This window comes from Candidatus Neomarinimicrobiota bacterium (assembly GCA_021734025.1).
Taxonomy (GTDB): Bacteria; Fidelibacterota; JAANXI01; order JAANXI01; family JAANXI01; genus JAANXI01.
Map to the genome: position 1 here is coordinate 1 of JAIPJS010000024.1, position 26738 is coordinate 26738.

The 26738-nt window shown below is 47.2% G+C and carries 27 protein-coding genes; 7 read left to right on the forward strand and 20 right to left on the reverse strand.

The annotated features are described in order from the left end of the window. Positions 1–460: 460 nt before the first annotated feature. Genes K9N57_16255 through yajC form a run of 10 tightly spaced genes read right to left on the reverse strand, consistent with a single transcriptional unit; the run spans position 461 to position 9512 of the window. Entirely contained in the window at positions 461–994 is a 534-nt protein-coding gene (locus K9N57_16255) for a macro domain-containing protein (protein ID MCF7805738.1), read from the reverse strand. Between the two features lie 14 nt (positions 995–1008). Continuing rightward, positions 1009–2277, reverse strand: a complete 1269-nt coding sequence (gene hflX, locus K9N57_16260; protein ID MCF7805739.1) for a GTPase HflX — start codon at positions 2275–2277, stop codon at positions 1009–1011. A gap of 5 nt (positions 2278–2282) precedes the next feature. Then, positions 2283–4334: a BatA domain-containing protein gene (locus tag K9N57_16265; GenBank protein MCF7805740.1), complete on the reverse strand. Its 2052-nt coding sequence runs from the start codon at positions 4332–4334 to the stop codon at positions 2283–2285. Between the two features lie 48 nt (positions 4335–4382). Further along, a complete protein-coding gene (locus K9N57_16270) occupies positions 4383–4964 on the reverse strand; it encodes an SEC59/DGK1/VTE5 family protein (protein ID MCF7805741.1) in 582 nt (193 codons plus the stop codon). Beyond that, complete coding sequence (gene rpe, locus K9N57_16275; GenBank protein MCF7805742.1) at positions 4961–5620, reverse strand: ribulose-phosphate 3-epimerase; 660 nt, start codon at positions 5618–5620, stop codon at positions 4961–4963. Before rpe ends, K9N57_16270 begins: the two co-directional genes overlap by 4 nt. Before the next feature lie 2 nt (positions 5621–5622). Beyond that, the gene (locus K9N57_16280; GenBank protein ID MCF7805743.1) at positions 5623–6393 is read right to left on the reverse strand and encodes a PASTA domain-containing protein; all 771 of its coding nucleotides are present in this window, start codon (positions 6391–6393) and stop codon (positions 5623–5625) included. Next, positions 6390–7706 carry a 16S rRNA (cytosine(967)-C(5))-methyltransferase RsmB gene (rsmB, locus tag K9N57_16285; protein MCF7805744.1) on the reverse strand — a complete coding sequence of 439 codons (1317 nt, stop codon included), beginning with the start codon at positions 7704–7706 and terminating at the stop codon, positions 6390–6392. Before rsmB ends, K9N57_16280 begins: the two co-directional genes overlap by 4 nt. Positions 7707–7717: 11 nt before the next feature. Then, positions 7718–8647: a methionyl-tRNA formyltransferase gene (fmt, locus tag K9N57_16290; GenBank protein ID MCF7805745.1), complete on the reverse strand. Its 930-nt coding sequence runs from the start codon at positions 8645–8647 to the stop codon at positions 7718–7720. Between the two features lie 19 nt (positions 8648–8666). Next, entirely contained in the window at positions 8667–9188 is a 522-nt protein-coding gene (gene def, locus K9N57_16295) for a peptide deformylase (GenBank protein MCF7805746.1), read from the reverse strand. Between the two features lie 9 nt (positions 9189–9197). Further along, entirely contained in the window at positions 9198–9512 is a 315-nt protein-coding gene (yajC, locus tag K9N57_16300) for a preprotein translocase subunit YajC (protein MCF7805747.1), read from the reverse strand. 482 nt (positions 9513–9994) lie between these two features. On the opposite strand from yajC, the gene K9N57_16305 reads away from it, so the two are divergent. The 4 genes from K9N57_16305 to K9N57_16320 all read left to right on the forward strand — a co-directional run bounded on the left by K9N57_16305 (position 9995) and on the right by K9N57_16320 (position 12695). Then, on the forward strand, positions 9995–10381 hold the full coding sequence (locus K9N57_16305; GenBank protein ID MCF7805748.1) for a transcriptional repressor: 387 nt from the start codon (positions 9995–9997) through the stop codon (positions 10379–10381). 288 nt (positions 10382–10669) lie between these two features. Beyond that, the gene (locus tag K9N57_16310; GenBank protein ID MCF7805749.1) at positions 10670–11476 is read left to right on the forward strand and encodes a ZIP family metal transporter; all 807 of its coding nucleotides are present in this window, start codon (positions 10670–10672) and stop codon (positions 11474–11476) included. Positions 11477–11664: 188 nt separating this feature from the next. Next, positions 11665–12051, forward strand: coding sequence for a transcriptional repressor (locus K9N57_16315; protein ID MCF7805750.1), 387 nt, complete (start codon positions 11665–11667; stop codon positions 12049–12051). A 74-nt stretch (positions 12052–12125) separates the two neighbouring features. Continuing rightward, positions 12126–12695: a DUF3501 family protein gene (locus K9N57_16320; protein MCF7805751.1), complete on the forward strand. Its 570-nt coding sequence runs from the start codon at positions 12126–12128 to the stop codon at positions 12693–12695. Between the two features lie 14 nt (positions 12696–12709). Here the strand turns inward: K9N57_16320 and sodX are convergent, their stop codons facing one another. From sodX to K9N57_16335, 3 genes are all read right to left on the reverse strand, one after another. Then, positions 12710–13009, reverse strand: a complete 300-nt coding sequence (gene sodX / locus K9N57_16325) for a nickel-type superoxide dismutase maturation protease (GenBank protein ID MCF7805752.1) — start codon at positions 13007–13009, stop codon at positions 12710–12712. Continuing rightward, the gene (gene sodN, locus K9N57_16330) at positions 13010–13456 is read right to left on the reverse strand and encodes a superoxide dismutase, Ni (protein ID MCF7805753.1); all 447 of its coding nucleotides are present in this window, start codon (positions 13454–13456) and stop codon (positions 13010–13012) included. Positions 13457–13584: 128 nt separating this feature from the next. Then, positions 13585–14811: a HAMP domain-containing histidine kinase gene (locus K9N57_16335; protein ID MCF7805754.1), complete on the reverse strand. Its 1227-nt coding sequence runs from the start codon at positions 14809–14811 to the stop codon at positions 13585–13587. 94 nt (positions 14812–14905) lie between these two features. On the opposite strand from K9N57_16335, the gene K9N57_16340 reads away from it, so the two are divergent. Genes K9N57_16340 through K9N57_16350 form a run of 3 tightly spaced genes read left to right on the forward strand, consistent with a single transcriptional unit; the run spans position 14906 to position 18440 of the window. Further along, the gene (locus tag K9N57_16340; protein MCF7805755.1) at positions 14906–16444 is read left to right on the forward strand and encodes a flippase; all 1539 of its coding nucleotides are present in this window, start codon (positions 14906–14908) and stop codon (positions 16442–16444) included. Between the two features lie 36 nt (positions 16445–16480). Continuing rightward, the gene (locus tag K9N57_16345) at positions 16481–17683 is read left to right on the forward strand and encodes a glycosyltransferase family 4 protein (GenBank protein MCF7805756.1); all 1203 of its coding nucleotides are present in this window, start codon (positions 16481–16483) and stop codon (positions 17681–17683) included. Beyond that, entirely contained in the window at positions 17676–18440 is a 765-nt protein-coding gene (locus K9N57_16350) for a class I SAM-dependent methyltransferase (protein ID MCF7805757.1), read from the forward strand. Before K9N57_16345 ends, K9N57_16350 begins: the two co-directional genes overlap by 8 nt. Here K9N57_16350 and K9N57_16355 read toward each other — a convergent pair whose 3' ends face one another. The 7 genes from K9N57_16355 to K9N57_16385 all read right to left on the reverse strand — a co-directional run bounded on the left by K9N57_16355 (position 18441) and on the right by K9N57_16385 (position 26722). Next, on the reverse strand, positions 18441–19250 hold the full coding sequence (locus K9N57_16355) for a hypothetical protein (GenBank protein MCF7805758.1): 810 nt from the start codon (positions 19248–19250) through the stop codon (positions 18441–18443). Positions 19251–19261: 11 nt separating this feature from the next. Then, entirely contained in the window at positions 19262–20221 is a 960-nt protein-coding gene (locus K9N57_16360) for an amidohydrolase (protein ID MCF7805759.1), read from the reverse strand. Positions 20222–20296: 75 nt separating this feature from the next. Continuing rightward, positions 20297–20935 (reverse strand): PIG-L family deacetylase, encoded by a 639-nt coding sequence (locus tag K9N57_16365; GenBank protein MCF7805760.1) that lies wholly within the window; start codon positions 20933–20935, stop codon positions 20297–20299. Further along, positions 20932–21807 (reverse strand): sulfotransferase domain-containing protein, encoded by an 876-nt coding sequence (locus K9N57_16370; protein MCF7805761.1) that lies wholly within the window; start codon positions 21805–21807, stop codon positions 20932–20934. The genes K9N57_16365 and K9N57_16370 overlap by 4 nt, the downstream gene beginning before the upstream one ends. 1 nt (position 21808) lies before the next feature. Then, complete coding sequence (locus K9N57_16375) at positions 21809–22939, reverse strand: hypothetical protein (protein ID MCF7805762.1); 1131 nt, start codon at positions 22937–22939, stop codon at positions 21809–21811. Next, complete coding sequence (locus K9N57_16380) at positions 22939–24273, reverse strand: glycosyltransferase family 4 protein (GenBank protein MCF7805763.1); 1335 nt, start codon at positions 24271–24273, stop codon at positions 22939–22941. Before K9N57_16380 ends, K9N57_16375 begins: the two co-directional genes overlap by 1 nt. Further along, the gene (locus K9N57_16385; GenBank protein ID MCF7805764.1) at positions 24266–26722 is read right to left on the reverse strand and encodes a hypothetical protein; all 2457 of its coding nucleotides are present in this window, start codon (positions 26720–26722) and stop codon (positions 24266–24268) included. Before K9N57_16385 ends, K9N57_16380 begins: the two co-directional genes overlap by 8 nt. Between the last annotated feature and the right edge of the window lie 16 nt (positions 26723–26738).

The following is a 26738-nucleotide window of genomic DNA, read 5'->3' on the forward strand; positions in this document are numbered from 1 at the left end:
TATATCGAGATCTTCTATAACCGCCAGCGGAAACACTCCACCCTCAACTACCAAAGTCCGGAACAATATGCACAGATGCTCCACAACCAAGCCGCCTAACTACTTCGGGTGTCCATTTTATTGTTGCAACTCCAGGGAAAATATAGGTGATTCGAAATCATGTTCCCCTTCCTCTTCCGAAGAGGAAGGGGTTAGGGGATGGAGTTGTGTTGGGGTTCGAAGAGTGAAAATTCAAAATGTATAAGGAAAAAAGAGGAAGAGGAAAAGCCAAGGAACGGGAGCAATGGAATTGGACTACTTTAACACGGTAAGATCTTCAGTTGCTAAAACTAAAGAGGGCGGGCCCTATTTCTCCAACACTTGCTCCGGGAGGAGTCCCTTCCGGGAAACACCCGCCCCGAAGGGATCTCTTTAGGTAACATTTTATCACTCGAACACTTGAGAATACTTCGACACTCTGTCAATGCCGTTCAAACATGTGCCGGAGCTCGTCATTAAACGCCTGTTCCGTATTGTCGTCGAACAGCACAAACCGGACGTGATTCACCGATTCGGAGGACTGCAAAAACTCGATGGTCTGGTTCAGCATCACGCTGGCGCACTGATGGACTTCCACACCCCCGGTGCCGGCTCCGATGGCAGGCAGACTTATCGAGGTCAAACTATACTTTTCTGCCAGTTTCAGCGCAGCAAGTGTCGCCCTGCCGATATAATCGGTATTTGTCTTCAAATCCTGCCCCATACTCGCTGCATGAATCACATACTCAGCCTTCAAGTCTCCCGCTTCGGTTATGACGGCTTCCCCGATATTGATGGGGCCCTGTTTGATTGCATTCGCTTCAATCTGCTGGCCACCTTTTTTCTTGATGGCACCAGCAACACCCGAGCCCATCCAGAGATGGTTATTGGCAGCATTCACCACCGCTTTTGTTTCCTGTTCCGTAATATCGCCCTGAATTATCTCTACATTTTTATTATTAATCTGGATTTCCATACTTCACCACACTCCTATCCGCTTAAAATCATCTTTCGTATTTTCGAAATCTCATTTTTATGCGCTTTGTACGTAATGTGTACACTCGTATTTTCGTATTCCTTGCTAATGACGTCCGCATGCTCGTGCAGCGCGGCAATTTTGTCCCCGAATTTTACAGAAAGCGTCACCTCATCCTCCACGTACTCCTGCTCTTTTTTCGCAACAATTTGGTCCACCACTTCATTAACTCTGATATCTCGTGCCGCAGAGATGAGAACCGCATCCGGATATTCGCGGCGCACTTTAGCCAACATATTTTCGTCCTCCACCAGATCGATTTTGTTGAACACGGTTATCGATGGAATTTCCAGTGCGTTCATATCCTGCAGGACTTCGTCCACCGTCTCGAGATGGTCCGCATATTTCGGATGACTGATGTCCACGATTTTCAGCAGAAGATCAGCTTCGCGGACTTCTCCAAGCGTGGAGCGAAAAGAGGCCACCAGCTGATGCGGCAATTTTCGTATGAATCCGACGGTATCGGAGAGGAGAATTTTATGCGAATCCCGGAGTGATACCGACCGGACGGTCGTATCCAGCGTTGCAAATAGCTGATCCTGTACCAACACCCGCTCGTCGGCCATCTGATTCATCAGCGTAGATTTTCCGGCGTTGGTGTACCCGACCAGAGAAACGCGGTACTCGTCAGTCCGTGCATCCCTGCGGACGTCCCGCTGCTTTTCCATCTTCTCCAGTTCATCTTTCAGCTTGGCTATTTTATCACGGATCAGCCGCCGATCAATCTCGATCTGAGTTTCACCCATACCTGCGCGTACACCAATCCCACCGACCTGTCGCTCGAGATGGGTCCATCGCCGCGTCAGTCTCGGCAGCAGATACTCCAGCCGCGCCAGTTCCACCTGGGTTTTGGCCTCTCTGGTCCGGGCGTGCTGCTGGAAAATCAGCAGAATGAGCCCACTGCGATCCATCACCCGGGCATCCATGAGTTTTTCCAGGTTGCGCACCTGCGCCGGCGAGAGGTCGTCATCGAATATGACCACATTCAGATCCTGCTCGTCGACGATTTTTGCCACGGTTTCGGCCTTGCCCTCACCGATAAAATAGGTGGCATCGATAGAATCGCGGTTTTGAGTAATTGTGTCATGAACTTCAATGCCGGCCGTTTGTGCCAGCAGCTTGAGTTCCTTTAGGTAATCCTGAATCTGCCAGGTATCAGCGGCGGTCAGCGTCACACCTACCAGCAATCCGTAATCAACATCCGGTTTTCGTTCTTCAAACATTTTTTCTATCGGGACTCCTTTGTTGAATAATCCATTCTTGTCAAAAGCATCTCGCCGGCAATACAGAATATTGCCAGCACAAATAGCCACTGCCAAAGCGGTGTTCCGTGCACCAGACCAGCAGTCTGTAATTCCCCGGCACTTGTGCCGGGTTGCAGTAACGCGCCAAACTGTTCTCCAAATATAATCTGCCAGTCATTACGCGTCATCCGGGCCATATCCCGTTCCGACTCCGGAATATTTACTGAAAATGTTGCTAAAAGGTTCTCACCATCATACAGACCATACTGCCCGGGCACAGTTGCGGCGGTATATTCCACGGTTCCGCGCCTGACCGGCAACACTACTGACTGTCCTGACGGTGTTATAAGTGTCAGCTGGTTCCCAACATCGGCGTCCTTAATGCGATACTCGATAGGTTCGCCGGTGAGGAGTTGATTCTCGTATCGGCTTTCCGTGCCGCTCAGATAAAAACTCGCCCGCACCATCAATGGGATAAACAGTCCCCGTCTGGGTAAGTCAGTCCACTCCAGCGATGCCGCGGTCGACCAGTACCACACTTTGCTGCCGTTGTATTCTGTTTCCATAAGAAGGGGCACACCGTTATCCAGAGTCATAAGTGGGGAATAACTCCCCTGTGGTATCCTGAAGAACCGGGTGACCTGCGGTAACTGAATCGTATTCCGGTCCCGGTAGCTGAGATTCTGAAATACCGGATGCTCCCAGGTAACGCTGGTGACCGGCTGAAACGTGCCTTGCTCCAGTTGTACGAATTGCCCTGGCGGGATTTTTCCAGGCAAATCCTGGTTCCCGGTTTCACCCCGAAGGCTGTTTCCGGCAAAAATCATGATACCGAAATTCCGATTCTCTCCTGCCCCGGTAAGTTGAGCCCTGATTCGGGACGGCGGCACTCCGGCCAATACGACCAGATCGGTACCGCTCTGCAGGGTATTGCCCAGCTGTGCCGGCGCCGTCACCGTCACCTCCATCTGGCTGGTCTCCTCGGCGGCACTGCGAAACGCCCGTTCCAGGAACAGGCCATCTTCTGGTGACTCATAGGCCAGCACCACGTTGATTCGGCTCGCTACGTGGCCGTTCAGGTACCAGCGGTTATCAGCGGTGTATGCATCTTCTCCCAGCGATGCCTCCAGCTGGAAAAATCCGCTCTCATCCAGTGGGATTTCGAATTGCTCCGTCGTTTCAATGCCGCCCCCCCAATCGATAAGAGACTGCCCGATTTTTTCACCGTCCCGGGTAATCTGAATTGCCGTCGTGACAGGCGCGGCAGAATCGCTCCGGGCAACCTGTACCCGCAGCGGTAACGCAATCCCCGGCTGGAGCATCTCCGTGGGGAACTGCACGGAGGAAATTTTCGCCTGTTTTATATCGTGCTCGGGGTTAATGATAAACCAGCGGCTCTGTCCCCAGGAATCGAGCGAAAGCGATTGCACCGATTCAAATTGCGATTGCTGCCCATCGGTCAGTAGGAATACGTCCACGTCTCCGAATCGTTGCTCGTCCAGCCACTCGCGCAGGTTTTGAAACCACGTCAGTACGTCCGGATTTCCGTGAGTCGGTTGTAAATCACCTAAAAATTCCTCCGGAGCGGATTCGCCGCTGCTCACATATCGTTCCTCAGAATTCATTAGCGCCGTCCAGATCACCGTTTCTGAGGATTGCCGCTGCGCCGCCACATCTCTGGCAAGCGTTTTTAACCGGGTCAGGTACGGCTGTCCATTCTGCTCTGCCTGGCTGCTGATAGAATTATCCAGCACCAGGACGGTGACATCATGCGCGACGCCGGATGCGGACGACGGTGCGTATTTGGGCCCGGCAAACGCCAGGACGAGAAAAAGGATCAGGAGTGTCCTGAGGATAAGGACAAGAATTTGTTTGAGTTTCAGCGTACGGATCTGTTCCCGCTGTAACGCCTTGAGAAATCGGAGCGAACTAAATGCCACCTGTTTGGTTTTTCGCTTTCCGAACAGGTGGATAAGTATTGGCAGCGCTGCAGCCAGCGCCCCCCAGAGAATCCATGGTGTGGCAAACTGAATCATCTTAATAAGATAGAGTGCAGACCCATTTGACGCAAGGAACCGATTGCGTTACCCTACTGCCAGCAAGACAAGGACTATCCCGCTGGCAACGGGGATAAAGATATTGTCATCAACTACGTTGAAGAAGAGTTCCACGCATGCGCCCGCCACCGAGGAAAGTATGGCTGCCCAGATTGGGATTCCGGGGATGAGGCTCACTACAATCACAGAGCTTATCAGGAATGCAAGAGTCCCCTCCCAGGTTTTTTCCCCATAAAGCTTGTGCTTTCCGAAAGGGCGCCCAATCAGCGCGGCAGCTGAATCGCCAATAGACAAGGTCAGAAGTCCGGCGATCGCGATAAACTTTGGAAACAGGAGAATGGCGATAACTTCGGCCAGCATCACGTACGAGCCGCCGGTGAGCGAGTATTCTGCCTCTTCGTCGTCCCGGAGCACGTATCCGAATAAGAAATTAAAGAGGGTATCCATCCACTTAACGTAGCGGCGCCCGTAATCGATGGTGATGGTTAGTAATGTTGCGGGGATCAGCAGGCTCAGAATAAGTGGCTTGCTGACGAAAAAATAGGCAATAGGAATAATGGACGAACCGAGGTGGATGGCCTTGCGACCGAGTTCCTGCCGGTAAGTCATGCAATCCTGCCCAGTTTTTGGGACAATTCGGTATAAGATTGTCCGGGATCGGACTCTCCAAAGATGGAAGATCCCACCACAAAGTAATCCGCTCCGGCATCTCTGGCCGGCTCAATAGTCGTGAGATCCACGCCACCATCAATCTCAAGGATAATATCCCGATTTCCGATCATCTGCTTTGTCCTGCTGATTTTATCCAGCATGGATTCGATAAACGACTGTCCGCCGAATCCCGGATTCACTGTCATAATCAGGATCTGATCGATATAGGGCAGCACCTCGGCAATAGTTTCGATGGGCGTTCCCGGATTGAGCACCACGCCCGGCCTGGCGCCGGCGTCACGAATCCTTTCGAGATCCATGTGCAGATGCGGGCAGGTCTCCTGCTGAATCATGATGGTGTTGACGCCGGCATCAGCAAACCGAGGTATAAAATCCGATGGATTTTCCATCATCAGGTGAGCTTCGAGGTATGAGTCGGTGATACGCCGGACGGCCTCCACGATCATCGGGCCGAAGGTGAGGTTCGGGACAAAGTGACCGTCCATCACGTCCAGATGGAGACAGTCGGCGCCCTGGGATTCCACGCTCTTAATCTCCTGTGCCAGTTTCGAAAAATCCGCGGATAACAGGGACGGGATAACTTTTTTCTTCATAACTATTGCTGCCTCATCTGTTCATTAAAAATATCGTTCAGGTTCAGCACGCTGACCTTCAGATCCACCGGTCGCGGTTCGGTGAGCGTTTGTCCCGGTTCCCGTGATTGCTCCAGCACGGTATACGGTACCAAATCCGGCTTTTGGACGTATTCCAAACGACCAAGTTCTAGACCTTCCTCGCTGAGCCGGTTTTTGGCTTCTTCCAGACTCATATCTACCAAATCGGGCACTTCGAACACATTGGGATTTCTCCCCCTGCTCACCCGAAGCGTCACTTCTGACCCCCGGCGAATCAAGCCCTTCGGTTTGACGGACTGCCACGAGATGACATCCTCCGGGAATGTGTCCGAATATTCCTGTAATATGGTATCTACCTGGAGGCCAACCCGTGAGAGATCCAGTTTCGCTCCCCGAACGGTCTTGCCAACAAGGGTCGGCATTTCAATAAATTTTTCTGCGATGGCCACCGTGAGGTAAACCCGTCGGCCGGTTTTTACCGTGGCGCGCGGATCCGGCTGTTGATCGATAACCTGTCCCGGCTCGAACTCGGCATTATATTTCATGTCGCCCTTGACCGGCGTGAATTCCATAGAAGTCAGCAACTCGCTGGCTTCCTCGTATTTCATACCGCGAACATCCGGCAGGTTGACTTTTTGTCCGTGTTTGACGTACAACGGCATAATCACCTGGTCGACGAGCACTGCCAGCACCAGCCCAATCAGAAGAAAGGATCCAAGATAATGCAGGACCGGAATTAACTTCTTTTTCACTGCTCATTCTCCCGCTGAATTCTGACTGCAAAAGCACCATCCATATTATGAACGTGCGGTAATACCATTACTGCACCCTTTTCATCCTGAAATCGCTCTGGAATCATATCCGGTATCGGTATAATACGGAAGTTCGGATTCTCTTCAAGGAACTTTTCCACAACACCCCAATTTTCTTCGGGCTCCAGGGTGCAGGTACTGTAGACCAAAACGCCACCCGGTTTTACGCTTCTGGCGATATTCCGTAATATGGCTGACTGCGTCTCCACCATTCTTGGAATGTCTTCCGGCCGCCGCCGCCACCGGGCATCGGCCCGCTTGCCGAGGACGCCGGTGCCGGTGCATGGTACGTCCAGGAGCGCCCAATCCGTCACCGGGAAATCGTATTCCGTAGCATCGGCGGTCTCAATCTGCACATTGGGCTGGTGCAAGCGTTTTACCAGAGATTGCACTTTTTCCAGACGATTTTTATCGCTGTCATACGCCAGAATATCTGCCTCCGGAAATCGCTGGGCAATATACGTCGATTTACCGCCGGGTGCTGCGCAGCAATCCAAAACAGCCTCGCCATTCTCCGGTTCCACCAGCAGGGACGTCAAACCGGCCGCCTGATCCTGAACCGCGTACCATTCCGGACGAAAAACCTCTTCGTTCCAGAGTACATCCTGAGCCTGTCGCAGGATAATAAATTCGGACAGCAGCTTGGACCGCTGGTGAACGATGTTCTGCTTAATCAATAATTCCATAAACTCCGACACCGAAATTTGTTCGGTATTTATCCGGAGAGTTACCTTTTGTGACTGATTATCCCAGAGACAGAGCTGGAGCGCTCCTTCTTTTCCGTAGCGGTCGACCCAGCGGCTGACCAGCCACTCCGGATGCGACTGAGCTACACTAATCCGCTTCACGTCGTCCAGCGATAAAATCTCCTCCTGAATACCCTGCATATTCCGCTTTACCGAACGGAGCACACCGTTGATGAGCCCGGCGACCTTTCTGCGTCCGAACTTTTTGGCCAGTTCTACGGTTTCGTTTATAGCCACCGGCCCCGGAACCGAGTCCATCATCAGCATCTGGTACAGCCCACTCCGAAGCAGCATTTTGACCAGGTGTTCCGCCTTGTGAAATTGACCGTTATACTGTCCGGCGATCATAAAATCCAATTTTCCGCGCCACCGGGTGGTGCCGTAAGCTAATTCCTGAGCAAAGCGTCTGTCCCGATCTGAGCCATTCCAGGAACCAAACCGTCGGTGGAGTACCTCATCGATATACGAGTTGGACTGTTCCGCATCCACCAGAATCTCTACTGCCATCCGCCGGGCACTCAACCGAGTTGCTCTCCAATCTCGATGGTATATCCGTTAAGAAAGTCCTCCGCCTTCATCCGGCGCTTCCCTGCAGGCTGAAGTTCGGTAATTCCATAGATGCCTCTGGCACATGCGATACCTATAGTATCATCTTTCAAAGATACGACTGAACCGGGATCCCCGTCATCCGTAAATTTGTCCATAACGTGACCGCGCAGTATCTTCAGTTGATCGCCCTGCCACTGCGTAACAGCCCCCGGATACGGCGACAGCGCCCGGATATGATTGTGAACCTCGGAAGCCGGGGTGTCCCAATGGATTGTTCGGTGCTTTTTCCGGATCTTCGGCGCCGGCGATGCTTCGGAATCATCCTGCGGTGATGGCGTAATGGAGTCCTCTGCGATCCCAGTTACCGTTTTCAACACAACTTCTGCACCCAGTTCCGCCAGCCGATCGTGGACAGACCCCGCGGTCTCGTCCGGCCCGATTTCAATGGATTCCTGCAATAAAATATCGCCGGTATCCACGGACGGTTTCAGGAAAAATGTTGTAACGCCGGTTTCAGGTTCTCCGTTCATGATAGCGTGCTGGATCGGCGCGGCACCCCGATATTTTGGCAACAGCGATGCATGTAAATTAATGGCCCCCTGTGCTGGAATGGAATAGAGCGATTGCGGCAAAATCCGGAAGGCAACCACGACCATCAGATCCAGTTGGAGTGATTCGACAATTTCCAGAAAGTCGGGATCATCCAGCTTCTCTGGCTGATAAACGGGCAAACCATATTGGGTGGCAAATTTTTTCACTGCAGATGGGCGGACCCGCTGACCGCGTCCCCGGGGCTTATCCGGGACCGTCACCACTCCTGCGACGGTATGCCGGCTTTCGACAAGACTTCGGAGCGACGGTACTGCAAAATCCGGCGTTCCCATAAACAATATTCGCATAGTAGAACTGATGGGTGAGTTACTCTTCCTCGGCGGGAAAACCCTCGCGGGCAATGGTATTCAGTTTGCGTTGCAGAAATCTGCGCTTTATCGGACTAAGGCGATCAACAAAGAATGAACCATTGAGGTGATCCGTTTCATGTTGTATAACCCGTGCTTTGATATCCTCGGCCTCCTCCTCCACGGTTTCTCCCTCCGGTGTCTGGTAACAGACTGTAATGCGGTAAGCCCGTTTCACTTCTTCATGGACTCCCGGGATGCTCAGGCACCCCTCTTCCACAGCCTCGTCGCCCTCTGTCTCCAAAATTTCCGGATTGATGATTACAAATGGCTCAATAGATTCATCATACTGGGAAATATCGATGGTAGCGATAGCCTTATCGACACCGACTTGGTTGGCGGCGAGTCCAATACCGTCTGCGTCGTACATGGTCTCGAACATGTCCTCGATGAGCGGTTCCAGTGCCTCGCCGAATTCCCTCACCCGCCTGGTTTTCTTGCGCAGAATATCCTGCCCGTAGTGCGTAAGTTGCAAAATCATGGATCGTGCTTAGCTGCTCTTTTCATTGTCATCATCGCCAACGGTGGATGAAATGCTGTTCCGGGTGACATTGATCTTTACATCTTTGGCAATCCGGAGAATCACCTGGCCTTCCTTCTCCCGAAAGCCTTCAATTGTTCCGTGAATACCGCCCGCGGTTACAACCCGATCCCCCTTCTTCAGGGCCTCCAGCATCTGTTCCTTCTCCTTTTGCCGTTTGGACTGGGGGCGAATCATCAGAAAATAGATAATAGCAAAAATGATAATAATCGGTAACAGGGACATGAGCAGGCTCGGTTCCTGTCCTTCTGCGGTTTGTCCCATGGCGTACAATTGAGTAAACACAAGCGTCTCCTTTTTGTTTTACTTCCGACTTATTTTGCGAATTTTACGCTGCCACCCCATGAATGTCAAGGAAAGATAGGGATTCCCGGGCAGACCTGCGATTCGTATCCCGTATAAGATTGAGCCCCCGGCTTTACAGCCGGGGTTCCTGTTTCGACTCCGCCATTGGGCGGAGTCTGGGCGGAATCCCGCCCAGAAAACCATTCATCCACGAGTTTACACACGTGGTTTTCTGGATGGCGGGATAAAACGGGCACGTATTTTCGGCCATCCCATTAAACAAATCCTGAAATGATGAAAGGTTCTTTATGAAGTCCACTGCTTCCATTCCCATCACAAAACAACGTTCAGCTTATTGCAAATAATTCTCAATTTCACCCTTGACAACCTCGCAATATCGACTATTTTAATAACAATAATAATTACTAATTAAAATAATATAATATAATATTTGATAGATTATGGTGCCTGCAAAACGATATAGTCGTCAGCGTGCCGCAATACTCGAGGTTGTGAAGAGTGCCTCGAATCACCCAACAGCTGAAATGGTATACGAACAGGTGCGGGAGTCGATCCCGAATATCAGTCTGGGAACAGTTTACCGAAATCTCAGGGTGCTGACAGAGGAGGAAAAGATCCGTGAGGTCGTCTTTGACGATAACATAAAGCGCTACGAGGACTACATGGAGCAACACTACCATTGTATCTGTACCGAATGCGGCAAAATCCAGGATATCCCCGGGGCTTCCGATTCTGTAATCCAGGCAATCCAGACAAATATCCCGGATTTCGATATTTCTTCTCATCGCCTGGAGCTCTATGGCACCTGTGACGAATGTCAAGAATAACAAGGGTTCCCCAATAACATCTAACGCGGGCGGTGTAAATTGGCCGAAATGCAAAATGTCCCCCTTCTGCGTATGGTCGCTTTCCAAAGTGACATGTGAATTCCGCACCTATGACACTCAGGGCATTTCGCATTAACAAGACCTTATCGCTATCACGCGGGTCCTGAAAACAGGTCGTTCTCCCAAAAGATGACAGGTCAGCATTTGCATGATTCTCATGTTGCTTTTGATATCAGATTTTTCCAAAATGGACTTTTACAAATTTTAACACATAGCCGGTAAAATCTTATGGATGTAATTACATCGCTGACAGAAGTGATCCCTATATTTTATCTCGGCGTTTTTGCCAGTTTAGCGGCCGGTTTAGCCACCGGTGTTGGCGGACTTCCGATACTCTTCACAACTTCGATTTCCCAACGTGCTCAGGATACCATGCTCGGATTCGGTGCTGGTGTTATGCTGGCAGCCACATCCTTTTCACTGATTATCCCGGGTATTGATGCTGCCACTGCCGGCGGCGGAACAACAACCTATGCTGCGTTTGTTATGGTTGGCGGCATTATGCTCGGCGGATTTTTCCTCTTTCTCGGAGATAGGTACCTGCCGCATGAGCATTTTATAAAGGGGCGGGAAGGGCTTGACACGTATAAACTGCGACGTGTCTGGCTGTTTATCCTGGCAATTACGCTCCATAATTTTCCGGAAGGCATGGCCGTTGGCGTTGGATTCGGCACCGGGAATGTCCACGACGGCCTGGTGCTTGCCATCGGGATCGGACTTCAGAATATTCCTGAGGGTCTGGTCGTGGCTATGGCCTTAGTTTCTCACAATTACACCAAAGGTTATGCGCTTTGGATTGCGCTGCTCTCCGGACTTGTGGAACCGGTTGGAGGCGCCTTGGGCGCAGGCATCATTCAAATCTCCAGACCGCTGCTTCCCTGGGGACTGGCCTTTGCCGCCGGCGCCATGCTTTATGTTATCAGCAATGAAATTATTCCGGAGTCCCACCGGAAGGGATATGAACGTGAAGCGACTTTTGGTGTCTTAATCGGCTTCGTCGTCATGATGTTCCTGGATGTGACACTCGGCGGCTAATCTGTCTGTATTCGCGGATTTACCCGAACCACTTCTCTATTTTCCCGAAAAGTCGAACTACCGGCCTTGTCAAATATGGCACGCAAGATTTTCATTGGAAATCGCCCCTGTTTATAATAGTATTGATTACTGATACTTATATAACGGCGAAGCAGATGAACAGATCGTATTATAATAGAGGAAATACAATGGCCAAAGAGCGATACAGTCGACAACGTGAAGCTATCTTGGTTGCCGTGGAGGGTACCAAGCGGCACCCCACAGCAGAGTGGGTGTACGAGACCGTCCGGAAGCAAATCCCGAACATAAGTTTGGGTACCGTATACCGAAATCTCAATTACCTCGTCAAAAAGGGGCAGATTCGGGAAGTCATTTTAGACGACAATATTACCAGATATGATGGGAACCGCTCTAAACATTTTCACTGTGTTTGTGAGGAATGCGGCACAATTTACGACGTCGCAATGGATACGGATGAATTCGTTGAAAATCTGAGCGGCTCATTGGAAAGTTTCACGGTCAACTCCCACAAATTGGAAATGTACGGGATCTGTCAGGATTGCACCTCCGGATAATCTGAGCCAATTTCGGCTGTCCTGCGCAGTATTGACCGCTTTGTATTCTGTCGAAATCGTTGCATATTATTTTTATGCTAGAGATTACCCGGGAAAATGTCACAGATATCTATACCTTTGACAATCACCGCGAAGAGCAATTCAAAGAGTATCGTCAGGCGCAGGAGGTTCGTACGTTTTACCTTGGCCCCCACCTCATTTTGCGGATACACACCTATCGGACCGTATTGTTTCAGCTACAAGACTTTCTTCGGAGCCAGCGAATTGCGGATGATGATGCCTTACGGTCGGTCATAAAGGAGTACAATACCCTGTTGCCGGAGGACGGGCACCTGTCCGGTAACCTCGTACTCCGGATTCCAAAAAAAGAAAATATTCAACCCCGGTTGAACCTGCTACCGGCATTAGCCCAAACCGGATTGAAAATACAATTTAACGGCGAAGAAATCGTTACAGGAACCATTACTCCGGACCGGAGATCTCCGGTGGCTTTTGTCGAATTTCAGCTGACCGACGACGCAATCCAGGCGATTGCGAATGATACACGATCGATGGCTTTTGCGACTGAAAATCCGGAGTACACTCATACGGTAGAAGTCGAACCTGCTTCCAGGAAAGCACTCCTTGCTGACCTGAATGTGTAACTCTTTTACTCTGTCTAAAGATACCAACGAAATGTAGGGTGATACTGAAAAAGGACCTTACCAACTATATCCTCGGCCTTTACTCTGCCGAAGTGCCGACCGTCCGTGGAAGCGTTTATATTGTCTCCTTCCACGTAGAACTGGGTATCCAGACGCTGGACAATACGTTTGACTGTGTGAATTGTCTGTCGTGACGGATGCCGGAGAACTACGACATCACCAACCCGTTTCCTGCCCCAGCGGGTGACAAAAACACGAGCGCCCTCGCGAAGCGAGGGCGCCATGCTTTGACCGGTAATTCGATACAGTCTCATTTAGTATTCGTACGTGGCGCTGCTCCCCTGGACTTCCTCAAAAATCTTCGCGATCTCACCGACTGCGGCCTTCAGTTCCTTTGCGGCCTCAACGGTACCTTCACGCTTTACCTTGGAGCAGAGCTTGGTTGTATTCCAAACTTTGTTATGCAATTCCGGATACTTTTCCAGGTGCTCCGGCTTGAAAAAATCCGTCCAGAGAATTAGCAGCTGCTCTTTACATTCGTGTGCATATTCTTCTTTCACCTGGACATACCGTGACATGGTGTTGTGGTACGCCACGACTTCGTCGTGTGAAGCATCCGGCCCCGGCTGATCAAGGTCGTGCATTTTGGTTGCCATCTTGAAGACCGTCTCCGCGGCATGCTTGATGGAGTCGTTTTCATAGACGCCGCACGGGATATCACAGTGTGCTTCCGCGGTATGCGTACGAAATAATTTTTTCATATTCACTTCTCCTCTGCTATAATTTCATCGGGTTTGTAAGCTCTTTTGTATAAGAAAATTAGTGCCCACCGATGAAAGAATAAAGAGGTAATTCCAATAGATTGTGAGAACTGTCGTAATCGTCCGGGTCAGCCGCGGCTATTTCTCTTGTTTTTTCTGGAATCCAAAGATCCGGGATAGAGGGTGATGCGGATTTGTGTACCTTCGCCGGGCACAGAGTCAATAAGTTCCAGTTTCCCCTTATGATATTCCTCGATAATCCGTTTGGTTAACGAAAGCCCGAGCCCCCAGCCGCGCTTTTTCGTGGAATATCCCGGTTTAAAGATATTCTTACGATCGCCGGAATCGGCGATTCCTTTGCCGGTATCAATTACATCAATTGTCAATCTGTTCCCCTCAGGATGATCGCATTTGATCGTGATCGTACCGGTTTTTTTCTCGATGGCGTCGATCCCATTTTTAATGAGGTTTTCCAGCGCCCACGCCATGAGCTCCGGATTCATGGGAAATTCGAAATCCAAATCACAGTCCAGCTGCAACTCTACATTTTTACCGATGCGCGGCAGACGCCGCTCGATATATTCGGTGACGTTGCGGATTATTTCCCCCAAATTCTCTTCCTTGAGATGGGCCTGAGTACTGATTTGGGAAAACCGCGCGGCAATCTGCTCCAGCCGATGGACATCCTGGCGCATACTCGAAGTAATCTCCTTGATTGATTCGTCACCTTTTTGCTCACGCAGCAATTCAATCCACCCCAGCAGCGAGGAAATTGGCGTCCCGAGCTGATGTGCCGTCTCCCGGGCCATCCCCACCCAAATGAGCCGTTGTTCGCTCTTCCGGATGGTTTGGTAGCCCATGTAGCCAATCAGAATAAACAGGGCCACCACCCCAATCTCAATAAATGGAAGCCACTGGAGCTCCCGGATGAGATTCGAATCACCATAGTGGATGTATCCGAGGACAATATCTTCATATGTCAGCGGAATCGGGTCGGTGGATTCATCCATCTGGTGCATTCTTTCTGTGATTTTGTCGATGGCCTCCTGACTGTGATCCGTTGGATCGATTCCGATATTTTTCCACGCTGTCGGTCGGCTGTTCCGCTCATTACTGATGATTATGGGAAAGTTGATCCGCTGGATAATCTGCTCAAAGATGAAGCTGTAGTCCTCGCCTTCGAATTCAGACGCTGCCCGGGCGTACACATCGGCGTAGAAGTTCAGGAACTCCCGGGCGTCATCCCTCATCCGATTCACCAGTGACTGGGTATAGATCAACGCACCCAAAACAATCAGGATGGCGAGAATAAATAAAAAGGCCTTCATGCGGCCGGCGGTGCGGTAGGCTTTCATGGAAGCTTCTTTTCTTACCTGTTAATCGGTGATTGTTCGGTAATATAAAGAAATCCAGCTATGGATTATACTGCTGAATTGCTATAATTGCAGCATGTCGGGCGAAAAACTCAACCACAAACGACTCGTTCGGGGAATTGCTAAAGGAGCCGGGATAGTTTTTTTTAGCATGCTCCTTTCCCGTTTTCTAGGGTTTGTCATCCGTGCAATTATCGGCAGAGTATATGGGCCGGAAGGGTATGGCCATTTACAATCAGCTCTTGCGCTTTTTACAATTTTGTCTACGATTGCGCTCCTGGGATTTTCAACTTCTATACCACGACAAATTGCATATTATCTAAATACAGGCAAGAAAAAAAGCCTCAAAAATATGCTATTTGCCGGTTATTCATTAAGCACCACATTGAGCCTGTTTTTTGGTGTGTTATTAGTTTTATTCAGTGAACCGATTGCCCTTCACTATTTCCACAATAAGGCGATGGCCTCCTTCATTAATTATTTCGGAGTCGGGTTAACATTTTATGTGTGGTTGCAACTTTCGGCAAATGTGTATAGAGGCCTCAAAAAGATGGTTCCATTTTCCCTGATACGCGATGTCGGAAGATTTGCTCTGATTTTATTCTTTTTACTGATTCTTATTTGGCAAAACTTTCCAGTCCGTTATCTTGGACTAGTATATCTTTGCACCTTTTTTCTGATTGGAACCATCAGCACCATTGCTATTTTCTCGACCGAGCCCATTAGAACTACCAGACTTTCGTTCGAACTCCGCGAGGTTAAGGCACTCTTTCGATTCTCTTGGCCATTAGTTGTGGCAGCAATAGTTTATAAAATGCTCTTTAGGGTTGATACCTTAATGATTGCTTACTTTAAGAGCCAAGCAGATGTGGGAATTTACAACGCTGCTGTTCCGATCGGTGAACTATTAACACTCATCATCACTAGTTTTTCCCCATTCCTTTTGCCAGCCATGACAGAAAAGTTTGCGCAAAATGATTACTCAACCTTAGATTCAATTTATTCTATCTCCACTAAGTGGATTTATCTATTAACTGTTCCGTTGTTTTCCTTAATATTTTTTTTTCCGCGGTTTTTTATTCTGGTAGTATTCGGCAAACAATTTGCCGAGGCAACACTCGTTCTCCAGATTATTGCATTGGGTTACCTCTTTTCAGCCTCAGTGGGCCCAGCAAACAATCTGATGGTCGTCATCGGCCGAACAAAACTACATTTAATAAATACCTTGGTTTCCTTATCCGTGAATGTCATACTCAATTTTTTTCTCATTCAAAAATATGGAATCTTTGGTGGCGCAATCGCAACTGCTTTTTCATATTTCCTTTTTAATGCCATTACTCTGACTGAATTGTGGCTATTCTATAAAATCCAACCGTTTTCTATGGTATTTACGAAAATCACCTTGGTTGGGATTGGGTTATCGGGGCTTCTCTCATTGTTATATGAACCCCAGCGTATATGGCTAGGACTTTTAATATTTATAATCTATTTTGTTCTATATATTACCATATTAAAACTTTCTAATGCTTTTGACGAGAACGATGAAATTATTTTCATAGAACTTGAAAAAAAATACGGTCAAGGGTTAGAATTTATTAGAAAATTTTTACGATAGTCCTGATAGGTTGAAAAGAATACAATGCGAATAGGAATGGTTGTCGATAAAATTTTTCCTACTGATGAACGAGTGGAATATGAGGCACGTTCGCTTGCCCAGGATGGCCACCAAGTGAGTATCTTTTCTTATAGTCATCCAGGCAAAGATACTCAGGAAGATTTAGGGTACGCCAAGGTTGTGCGCCTTCCAGTCAATAGGTTTTTCGCAAAAAAATTCAAACAGATTACACCAATTTTACCTGTTTTCTCTATGCTTTGGAGGAAACCCCTTTCCCGGATACTTAAGTCCCAATCGATAGATATCTTCCACGCACATGATTTGTATATGGTGCCAGTTTGTCTTTTCCTTCGGGAGAAAATGGGTGCAAGAATCCCAATAATTGCAGATCTTCATGAAAATTATCCAGCAGCACTAGATGTTTATGATTTTGCAAATACTTTCCCGGGGAGTATAGTTATTGATAAATCTTCCTGGAAGAAGAAAGAACTGGAGTGGCTGAGGAAAACAAAAAAAATTATTGTGGTTATTGAAGAATCAAAACAATACTATATTCAAAGGGGGATACCTTCTCACAAAATTCACATCGTACCTAACTATGTTAACTTGCAGCGCTTTCATTTGCCCCAAGAAAAATTGCAGACTTCCAGAACCGACAACTTATCAACACGAGAGACTACCAATTTCTTATATATCGGAGCAATTAATTATCATCGCGGACTACAAGAAATAATAAACGCATTGGCTCAACCGAAATTAAAAGGACTCAAACTAAAACTTTGGATTGTGGGTGACGGAAGCTATTTAGACCATTTGCAATTCTTAACAAATGAACTTCACCTGGAGAATGTGTATTTCTTTGGACGAAAACCCCATACTGAATTGCCTAAATATATTCAGGATAGTGATATCTGTTTAATCCCTCATATCAAATCACTCCATACCGATACGACTATTCCACATAAACTGACCCAATACATGGCATTTAAAAAACCCGTTTTGGCTTCCAATTGCACTCCGATTAAAAGAATAATCCAGCAGGTAAAATCCGGATATACATATAAGTCTGGAGATATAGAGCATCTTGTTAACCAAATATTGCTATTGATTTCAAAAAGGCAAGAATGGCCGGTTATGGGAAAACGTGCATACGATGCTGTACAGAATTCTTTTAACTGGGGGGTTTCATCAACAAATCTGACTGAAATGTATAAGACTATATCCCACAATTATGAGTGAACGAACTTTTTACAACGAAAAGCAAGTCAGAGAAGAACACCATCTCAATAAGCACACCCAAGAGAAATTAGATCTTCTAAATAAATGGATTAAGGAATGTGATCCGAACACACTTCTTGATGTAGGGTGCGGTAATGGAGTTCTGACCAACAATTTCGTGGTCAATAATGGTGCACTATGTGGACTTGATTTTAGTCTTTCTTCATTACAAGAACTCGAAATGCCTGCAATATGTGGTGATATTACCCACCTACCAATTCGGCGAAATCATATAGATCTAGTGATTTGTAGTGAGGTTCTTGAACATTTGAATGATACCCAGCTACAGGATGCTGTTTTTCAGCTACAATCTCTGAATGCACCACATATAATCATTACAGTACCGAATGATGAGACCTTAGGAAAAAATAGCATCAAGTGTAAAAATTGCGGATTAATTTTTAATGTGTCTCATCATTTTCAGCGATTTGATCATAAAAAACTAGATTATCTCTTCCCTGATTACCGTCTGGCTAGATACAAAACCTGCGGGAGGTTAGTCCGATCTTATGTAAAGCCATTGCTTAGGATTCGACAAAACCTCGGTAATAGGTGGACTTACTTCAGCAAGCAGCGATATACACAATGCCCCAATTGTCAAACAGATCAAATAGCCCTCTACAAACCCAATCTGATTTCATTATTTACAGATGCATTTAATGCTGTTGTGACGCAAAAAAAACCTTACTGGCTTTGTGCAATATTCAAAAGAAAATAGTTAAAATCTCTGCTGCAATAATGATTCTGCCATTTCCAATTCACTGAATGTCATTGGTCTATGCAGTTTCATTTTTTCCGTTTGGGGCGTAGGATAAATCTCACCATTTTCCATCGCATAGAGTACTGACAACAATAATTTAGGAATTAGTTTATTCATTCGTCTCTGGAGCAGTCCTATTGTGTCACCTTTTTTTACCTTCATTGGATAGAATTCCAGAATTGGTCCGCTATCCACCCCTTCATCCAGTATATAAGCTGTCAAACCAATAGGATCACCTTCTAAGATGGACCATGGTAAGGAGTCTAATCCTCTGTGTTTTGGTAAAAATCCGGGATGCACATTAATAATTGAGAGAACATCCATTGAAAGCAATGGATCTTTGATAAGCCACTGACTCGACATGAGGAGAGCGTATTTTATCTGATATTTTTGCAAATATTTTTTTGATAAACTGGATGAATGACGTTTAACTTTTTTAACAGGTATACCCCGCTTACGGGCTTGATATTCTATGGAAAATTTGCGAAACAATGGTATGTGAACTATCTGATTTTTCACCATATCCTGGAGGTAAGTGGGGATGAAGTCCCAAAAAAATCTAGCAGTTCTTCTGTACCATGCATATTTTCGAAATTTCCGGTTATACTTATCATGATTGTGCCGAAATTGCCGTTCGCGTTCTGTGTAATGCTTCCTTTGACCGGTTTCAATTATAATCAACGATATTTTTTCGTTAAATTTCTCAAAATATTTTAAAGTCCGCAAAGACTGCTCGCAAATTGGGGTACTCAACAATGCCACTTTCATTTTTTTATTTCCTAGTTCTTGAAAGAAATTAGTTCTTCAGCGTTTGACGCAAAAATCCTTTTCAGCTTGTATGAAGGTAGTCCCAAGTTCATTATATATTCTTCCAATCCAATAAAAAAATTGTCTGTTCCAAATAGTATTTTTTTATAAAACTTTTCCATAAAAAGTTTGGCGAATTTTGTATCTCTTGTTAACGCGTTATAGCCACTTTTACCAGAAATATCAGCATGCAAATTATCGTAACTTTCCATTAATCTCCAAATGCGACCCTTCTTTTTAATATGCCCCCGGTCAAAATTCAAATCCATATCAAAACTATGGGCAATATTTCGCCAGAAATAGGGGCCATGTCCAATAAAATCTATGGTTGGAAATTTAGTTAACTGTTGCTCTAATGATTCAAAGTCCAGCATATATCCTGGAAATTGTACCAAATTTTCAGATAAACGCCTTTTTAGAAATGTAACTTTATTCATCAACATAAAGAGAAACTTACGAGGGATCCCATTCAGCCCTTCATTCATTAATTCATCCAACACATATTCAAGTGGATTATTGCTCTTTGGGATATAATAAGATTTCATTCCCTGCATATGAAATAAAATAGGAAGTTTGTGCTTTTGAAGTAATAAGAGAAGCGATTCTATTTCAGTTGAATCCCATCTTAGAGGCACTTTTACTTCACCATAACCTCGAATTCCTCTCTCGATGTATATTTCAATCTGATCACTCAGGTCATTACGCCTCGGATCTGGAGCATACAGGGGTATTATTCGTTCTGGATATTTCTCATATGCTTCCATCACATTTTCAATGGGTAAGTCTTTATAGTATTTAGGGATTACTGGATTTAGTTCTTCCCAACTCATTAGCCAGCATCTGTCAATTCCATTAGTATCAAGGTATTGTATAATATCCTCAACTGTAAACCCATTAAAATTAACATGCATGTGAGCATCAATTTTTAACATTTTCAAATGAATCTCTATTAGTGAAATTTAAATGTTTTTTTTGATATAATTTCCTTTACAATTCTCAATCAGGATTCATAGCACTAGCTTTATCAATTCAAACACTTCCACCAAATCCCGCTTGTTCTGCATACCACGGCTTCTGGCAATGGCACGAAAAAATTCCGGATCACTGTACGGGCGAAACCCCTGGGATTTGTAGCAACTCAGAGCCTCCGTTTTTTGCTCCAAATATTTTTCGTTCAATCCAACGACTGCCTGATTTTGAAAACTCAAATTATTCCAGGGAAGCTCATAGCCCCAAAGCGAAGAGAATCTGAACGCCCGGATACTCTCCTTCGAAATCACTTCATGATCCTGATGGACATCATCCGTGGAAGGAGTCAAAACCAGATCTGGCTGCAGGTCCTTTTTCAATTGTACCAAGTCTTCCAGGATATCCTGGCGGTGTTCCGGAAAGCGACGCACTGGATAATTGAAGATATGCCGGTTCTTTTGGGGAATGCCGAGAACATCTGCCGAAGCATGCATTTCGTGCAATAGCACATCATCAGGGAATCCTTCGGGGACTGATTCCTGACAAAGTGAAAATATTGCCGTATGTACCTCTGCTCCCTGTTCCAGGAGCCTAGATAAAGTTCCACCGCAGCCGAATTCGATATCGTCAGTATGCGGCGATAACGCAAGAACCTTCGTAAAGGGTAGAGTTTTCATGCTGTATTCATTTCCTCTGGTCTCAATGATTTATCTCGGGCAATTGATGCAGTTAATCCCCGCTCTCGAAGAAAATTGTAAGTAGGCTCAAATTCTTTCTCCAAAGCCATTCTAGTTTCGGGTGAAATCGGTTCCTTTCGGGCTGTTCCAAGCACCCGGAGCAACGAATTCTTGGCCCATCGCATAAATTGGCTTTGGAGTAGCCACTTGTAGAGTCCCGGGAAATATACTTTTACTGGTCGAATCGTCAGCCGGTAGACGAGCCGAAACCACCTGTTTCCTGTTGCGTTTTCCGATCTGCTGCGTTCACCGGGAAACTGAATTATCTGAAGCCCCAGAAATCTCTGGACTTCTTCCCAAACCTTTTTCTCATCCGCTTTGGCTTCCTCGAGACTGACGAGCAAAACCTGCTCACTGCCAAATATTTCTTCGAATACCGGAAGCGTTTTCTCGTAATGGCTGTCCGAAATGAGGTGATTTTCTACTTCGACCGCTTCCTCTACCTTCTTATTCTCCGCAACCAGGTTGAGCTGCTTATGGTAATAGAACTGCGAATGTAATCTTTGAATCGGATCCCGGACGATCGTCAAAATTTTTGCCTCCGGGCAATATTCATGGATATTTCGTGCCGTCCCCTCATCCCGATAATATGTTGGTGTTGCCTCACCATAGAATTTGTATTCAGTGCTAAAATCAAAGTTACGATGATACTTTTTCAGATTTTCCGGGTATTCGGAGCCAAAATAGTACAACTCCTTCACTTCGGACATAAAAATATCCGGATGTTCATTCAGCAGGTAATATAACCAACTGGAACCAGCTTTATTCACTCCGATGACAAACAGATTCACTTTGGGGTTCTGGGAATCCATCTTACGCCTCCACCGATTCGGCAAACCACTGTTGCACCTTATCGATCACGGAAGACAGCCCGGAGTTGACAAAAATAAAATCCTGTACCGCCCAGTCCGGATTGTACTGTACATGCATCCGTTTTCTATAGGAGGAGTTAAAAAATGTCAAATTGGTGCGGTTGGAATCAACTGTTACAGTTTGCTCATCATTCCAGTGACTGGTCTGGAGCCATTCCAGGTCCCGGACCGCCTCAGATTTTCCGGGAAGTCCCGCAAAACGAAACTCTCTCATACCGGCAGCATCCTGCTGAACAACTCGTCCGCCTGCCGTATCCGTGGCGAGGTACCCTGAGTGATACGGCATACCCCCATGCGGCTTTTCAAGCCCGGAAATGATTGTCTCCATTTTGCCTGTAGATTTATCGATCCGGCGAACCTCGCCAAAATGAAAAAACGTAGCAACCACAGAATCCGATCTTTCATATTCTGCCGAGTTCATAAAAGCGGCCCGCATGGCAGTCGGCAATTTTTCTTCCCCGGGATTTCGTATTAGCAGAACGTTCTTTCCCTGAGATTTCAGTTGGTCCGCTTCGTTTGGATCCCTGGTGAGAAAATGCGATTCACCGGTTTCGGGATTTTCCCCCTGCTGCAACCCGTGCTCCCAGGCCACCCACTCCCACACGCATTCGCCGGTTTCCACATCGAACTCAAGCAGCGTATCTACCCCGGAGGAGGCAACCAACAGCCGGTCGGCATTCGTATTAAACTTCACCGTATGAATATACGACAGCCACGGATGGTTTATTATTGTCGGTTTCTCCGTATCCCCGGAGAAAATGTAAATTTCATCTTCTGAAGAAAACGCAACCTTGCCACTTCGCACATCAATGCCGCGGGCCTCGGTGTATTTTCCGATGATCTTCCGGGAGATAATTTGCCCGTCTTCGATATTGACGGAGACCAGTCCGCCTATGGCTGGCTCACGTCGCTCAACGCTCCCGCTTTTGGAGCGGGACTTCGATTTAAGATACCGCTTCCGGATCTCTCGCAGGTTAAAACTTTTCACCGTCAAAAGCAGATCGGATGCACCAAAAAAGGGCGCATCCACATCGTAATCTGTCAAGTTTATCGATTCATTGAAATCTGTCATTAATTCGCTCTGTTTAGTGCTTCCTCCAGGAGAACAGATAATATACGCGATTGTTCGCTTCGTTCAAACCGTTGAACTTCGTGGAGATTCGGAAGAAAGGTTTCCATATCCTGATTTTTCCAGTGCCGGTATAATTTTCCGAGTGACTCGACAAAATTTGTTTCGTCACTATAATTAAGCATGGACCCTGCTTCTGCATCTTTCAGGATCCGGGCGGCGTCGCCATCTGGTGGACCGATAGAGAAAATGGGCCGCCCTGCCGCGAGATACTCGAACAGTTTCCCCGTCAGAATGCCCTCATTATCCTCCGCATCGGGCACAATAAACAACAATGCTCCAGCCGATTGCATTCGCCGGGTGGCTTCATGGTGCGGCACATATCCGTCAATTTTCACATAATCAGCCAACCCGTATTTCTCCAATAATGTCTCCACCTGCGGATGAGTTTTTCCAGTTAAATACAGCTGGAAATCGTCGGCGAATCCTGGTATCTGTTCGATCAATTTTCCGATAGCCTTCCACAACGCCGGTGGATTCTGATTCGCCTTGAGATTGCCAATATAGGAGAGGGTAAACCGTTCATAACTGTGCGAAACGCTCCGGTCAAAATCGCCGGCATCATAGCCATTGGGAAGCAGCGTGACCTTCTGGTTCGCTGCCCGGCTCTGAATTTGATCGACCAACGATGGACTGACCGTCAATACGCCATCAGGTGACTTGAACACTTTGCGTTCCAGGTATCGGTCAAGGGAACGCGTCAACCGGCTCCGGTTCAATTCCTGGTAATAATAGATATCAGTCCAAGGATCACGTAAATCGGCAATCCACGGGAGGTTGAATTTCCTGGCTAGGCGGTAAGCTGCTAGATGGACGGAATGGGGCGGTGAACTGCACAGAATCGCATCCACCTTGTAACGAGGAATGACATTTGATGCCCGGCGTATCACCGGCCATATCCATCCAATTCTGGCATCCGGGACAAACAGGTTGGCGCGTATCCAGCGGGCAACACGTTCTGTGAGTCCCGTGTTTGCATCCTCTTTTGCAAGAGTGCCGACGGGAATATGCTCGTCTTCGGATTTGCCGGTAAATTTGCGATACAGGGAATACGGCTCCAGAGCGGGTACCCGAAAAACCGGAACATCGTTGGGGATTTCATCCGCCAGTGATGCATCTCTGGCAGGAAAGTCACCGCCATCGACCGTGATGACCACCGGATCCCAGCCGAATTCCGGGAGGTATTTTACATGTTTGAGAACCCGCTGAACGCCCGGCCCGCCAGCCGGCGGAAAATAATAGGTTAAAACCAGCAGCGTTTTTCGTTCACTACTCACTGTTCCTGGCGCTCAATTTTTCCCTGACGGCCGGGATTTGCTTAATAAAGAAAATCAGCAGGATAACATGCACTATCCACAAGAAGACATTCGCGGAAATCAGGCTGGCATGAAAGACGGTTGCCTCGATGTTCATAGTCACTGAGTGGCTGCCCTCCGGAATAACCACACCCCGCTGAAACGCATTGACCTTGTGGATTTCCACAGGTTCTCCATCAATCGTCGCCTCCCACCAGATCGGCAAATAATTTTCACTCAGTACCAGCAGACCTTCTCGTGGTGTCTCTACTTCCACTTTAATGCTGTTCGCATCAAATGAACTTACATCCGCTGTATACGCAACCGAATCGGTGGTAGTCTGGCTCAAAAACGCGGATCCCGCCACCGCTTCTCGAAGAGGGTTAAATGATGATTGATTGAGCACCTGACGCTGCGCCGACGCTTTCGGAACAACCCGCGTATTATAGACCATCCAGGCGCGCGGTCCGGGATTTTTGACTTCATGCAGCACCCATTTTTGCTGCGGGTCCTGTCCAAGAATGTTGACGTGTTCGCTGGGAATTTGTCCGTCTGCCACCAGGTATTTCACGTTCAACATCTTCACGATATTCCAGTTAATAGAGTTCCCCTGCTCGGTGCCCTGATACAGGTTCTCTTCGATCATCTTCTGATAGTTGAACATTTTGGCCGCATGATAGCCGCCGACAGACTGGTGAAAATATGCCCAGCGATTACTGTTAAACAGGTTTCCCACGGGAAATACCCGGTATAATCCGGTATCCTGTTGTATATAATTATCGACCTGCGTCTTCTGGATAGCCCGTTCGGTCTGTGTTTGTGGCACGAATTCCCGCAGATACCGTCGGTCGACGCCGTACATATCGATGACCATCAGCACTAGCAGGATAGGGGCCAACACTTTCGCGTTCAAATAATTTTTGAGATACGCATACAGGGCTCCGCCTGCAAAGAAAAGAAGAATCAGAACCCGCCAGGCATCAGTTTTCAGCATATCCAATCTAGCGTTTTGAATCATCTGCAAGACTTGATCCCGATATTGTTGTGCCTCCATCGATTTCATCAGTTCGAATTGGTTTCCCATGAGCAGCGGAATAAGTGCGATGACAGCCATCCCACCGGCGACCCCGCCCAGTAATTTCAGGTGCTGTTTCCACTGGGACTTATCAAGATCCAGCACATACTGTAAACCAAATGCTGCCAATATGGGCGCCGAAATGCGTACCAGATACAATATCATCGATGGAGCTCGAAATTTGTCGAACAATGGCATAAAGTTGAAAAAGAGATCGAACACAGGCGAAAAATGGCGTCCAAACGAAATAAGCAGTGCTGCAACGGTCAACACAAGTAACGCCTTCACAATGTTATTCTTCCAAAAACTGATAATGCCGATAAGTGCGAGGAAAACACTCAAAATTCCAAGATACTGTGTAGTGCTGGTAAACGGCATATCACCCCAGTATGCCGGTATGGTTCTCCCCTGCAATTGCGGGACGGCACTACCAGTATATTCATACTGTGAACTCCCGCCGAAGTAATTCGGGATAATAAATGTGGTAATTTCTTCAGGAGGGAAGGACCATTTTGTCGCATACCCTTTATCGAGTCCGCCCCCTTGGGCAGTGTTTTCTGTCTCTCCGCTGGATCCACGTATGCTGTACGGCAGATATTGCTCCGTCAGTACCATCCTTGGAGCAGAAATGACGCCGGCCACTAGAATGACGCCAATAAGTAATCCGAGTTGCAATCCCAGTTTGTTCCACTCTTTGTTTTGGACGTATTGGATAATAAATGGAACGCCGAGCGCCAACAGGAAAAACCCCGAATAATACACAATTTGATAATGGTTTGTCCTCACCATCAGTGCCAACGCCAGTGTAAACGCACCAAAAGAAAAAATCGAAGTCTTTTTCACATAAAACAGGAATGTGCTGGCCAAGAGCGGTGTAAACATGATTGCCCTCATCTTGGTATTGTGCCCAGCGTTAATCAATCCGAGATGGTGTGGTACCAGAACGAATATCAACGCACCGAACACACTTACGAACCAAGATAAACCGACTTGTCGCAAAAACAGATAAAAGAAAAATCCGCCCACCAGGAAATATAGAAATGTCCAGGGCACCGGCATTTTTTGTATTAGCGTATCCACTGAATATACAGCAATCGGAACGGAGATATTCACAGCCGGCATACCGGCAAACATGTTCGTAGCCCACAGGGCAAGGTCATCATGAGTAGCGTTGTAATCACGTATACTTTTAGAAGCACCTTTCCATGCGATAGTATCTTCCGCATGCGGTCCCATATTCTGGAAAATGACTGGAGAGAAATAGAGCAACATTGCCACCATTATAATGACAAAGGCAAGCCCGTGCTGTTTCCATTTCGCCAGATTCCCGGTAAAAATATTCCTTGATGTCTGCATACTCTGTTTTACCTGA

Bases quoted from the DNA above. Each gene is read 5' to 3' on its own strand.
- sodN (MCF7805753.1), bottom strand. From the start codon at position 13,456: ATGAAAAAATTATTTCGTACGCATACCGCGGAAGCACACTGTGATATC.
- K9N57_16340 (MCF7805755.1), top strand. From the start codon at position 14,906: ATGTCGGGCGAAAAACTCAACCACAAACGACTCGTTCGGGGAATTGCT.
- K9N57_16305 (MCF7805748.1), top strand. From the start codon at position 9,995: ATGGTGCCTGCAAAACGATATAGTCGTCAGCGTGCCGCAATACTCGAG.
- fmt (MCF7805745.1), bottom strand. From the start codon at position 8,647: ATGCGAATATTGTTTATGGGAACGCCGGATTTTGCAGTACCGTCGCTC.
- K9N57_16375 (MCF7805762.1), bottom strand. From the start codon at position 22,939: ATGACAGATTTCAATGAATCGATAAACTTGACAGATTACGATGTGGAT.
- K9N57_16370 (MCF7805761.1), bottom strand. From the start codon at position 21,807: ATGGATTCCCAGAACCCCAAAGTGAATCTGTTTGTCATCGGAGTGAAT.
- K9N57_16315 (MCF7805750.1), top strand. From the start codon at position 11,665: ATGGCCAAAGAGCGATACAGTCGACAACGTGAAGCTATCTTGGTTGCC.
- K9N57_16385 (MCF7805764.1), bottom strand. From the start codon at position 26,722: ATGCAGACATCAAGGAATATTTTTACCGGGAATCTGGCGAAATGGAAA.
- K9N57_16345 (MCF7805756.1), top strand. From the start codon at position 16,481: ATGGTTGTCGATAAAATTTTTCCTACTGATGAACGAGTGGAATATGAG.
- yajC (MCF7805747.1), bottom strand. From the start codon at position 9,512: ATGGGACAAACCGCAGAAGGACAGGAACCGAGCCTGCTCATGTCCCTG.
- rsmB (MCF7805744.1), bottom strand. From the start codon at position 7,706: ATGGCAGTAGAGATTCTGGTGGATGCGGAACAGTCCAACTCGTATATC.
- K9N57_16320 (MCF7805751.1), top strand. From the start codon at position 12,126: ATGCTAGAGATTACCCGGGAAAATGTCACAGATATCTATACCTTTGAC.
- K9N57_16360 (MCF7805759.1), bottom strand. From the start codon at position 20,221: ATGTTAAAAATTGATGCTCACATGCATGTTAATTTTAATGGGTTTACA.
- K9N57_16365 (MCF7805760.1), bottom strand. From the start codon at position 20,935: ATGAAAACTCTACCCTTTACGAAGGTTCTTGCGTTATCGCCGCATACT.
- K9N57_16265 (MCF7805740.1), bottom strand. From the start codon at position 4,334: ATGATTCAGTTTGCCACACCATGGATTCTCTGGGGGGCGCTGGCTGCA.
- K9N57_16255 (MCF7805738.1), bottom strand. From the start codon at position 994: ATGGAAATCCAGATTAATAATAAAAATGTAGAGATAATTCAGGGCGAT.
- K9N57_16270 (MCF7805741.1), bottom strand. From the start codon at position 4,964: ATGACTTACCGGCAGGAACTCGGTCGCAAGGCCATCCACCTCGGTTCG.
- K9N57_16355 (MCF7805758.1), bottom strand. From the start codon at position 19,250: ATGAAAGTGGCATTGTTGAGTACCCCAATTTGCGAGCAGTCTTTGCGG.
- sodX (MCF7805752.1), bottom strand. From the start codon at position 13,009: ATGAGACTGTATCGAATTACCGGTCAAAGCATGGCGCCCTCGCTTCGC.
- rpe (MCF7805742.1), bottom strand. From the start codon at position 5,620: ATGAAGAAAAAAGTTATCCCGTCCCTGTTATCCGCGGATTTTTCGAAA.
- K9N57_16335 (MCF7805754.1), bottom strand. From the start codon at position 14,811: ATGAAAGCCTACCGCACCGCCGGCCGCATGAAGGCCTTTTTATTTATT.
- K9N57_16310 (MCF7805749.1), top strand. From the start codon at position 10,670: ATGGATGTAATTACATCGCTGACAGAAGTGATCCCTATATTTTATCTC.
- K9N57_16350 (MCF7805757.1), top strand. From the start codon at position 17,676: ATGAGTGAACGAACTTTTTACAACGAAAAGCAAGTCAGAGAAGAACAC.
- def (MCF7805746.1), bottom strand. From the start codon at position 9,188: ATGATTTTGCAACTTACGCACTACGGGCAGGATATTCTGCGCAAGAAA.
- hflX (MCF7805739.1), bottom strand. From the start codon at position 2,277: ATGTTTGAAGAACGAAAACCGGATGTTGATTACGGATTGCTGGTAGGT.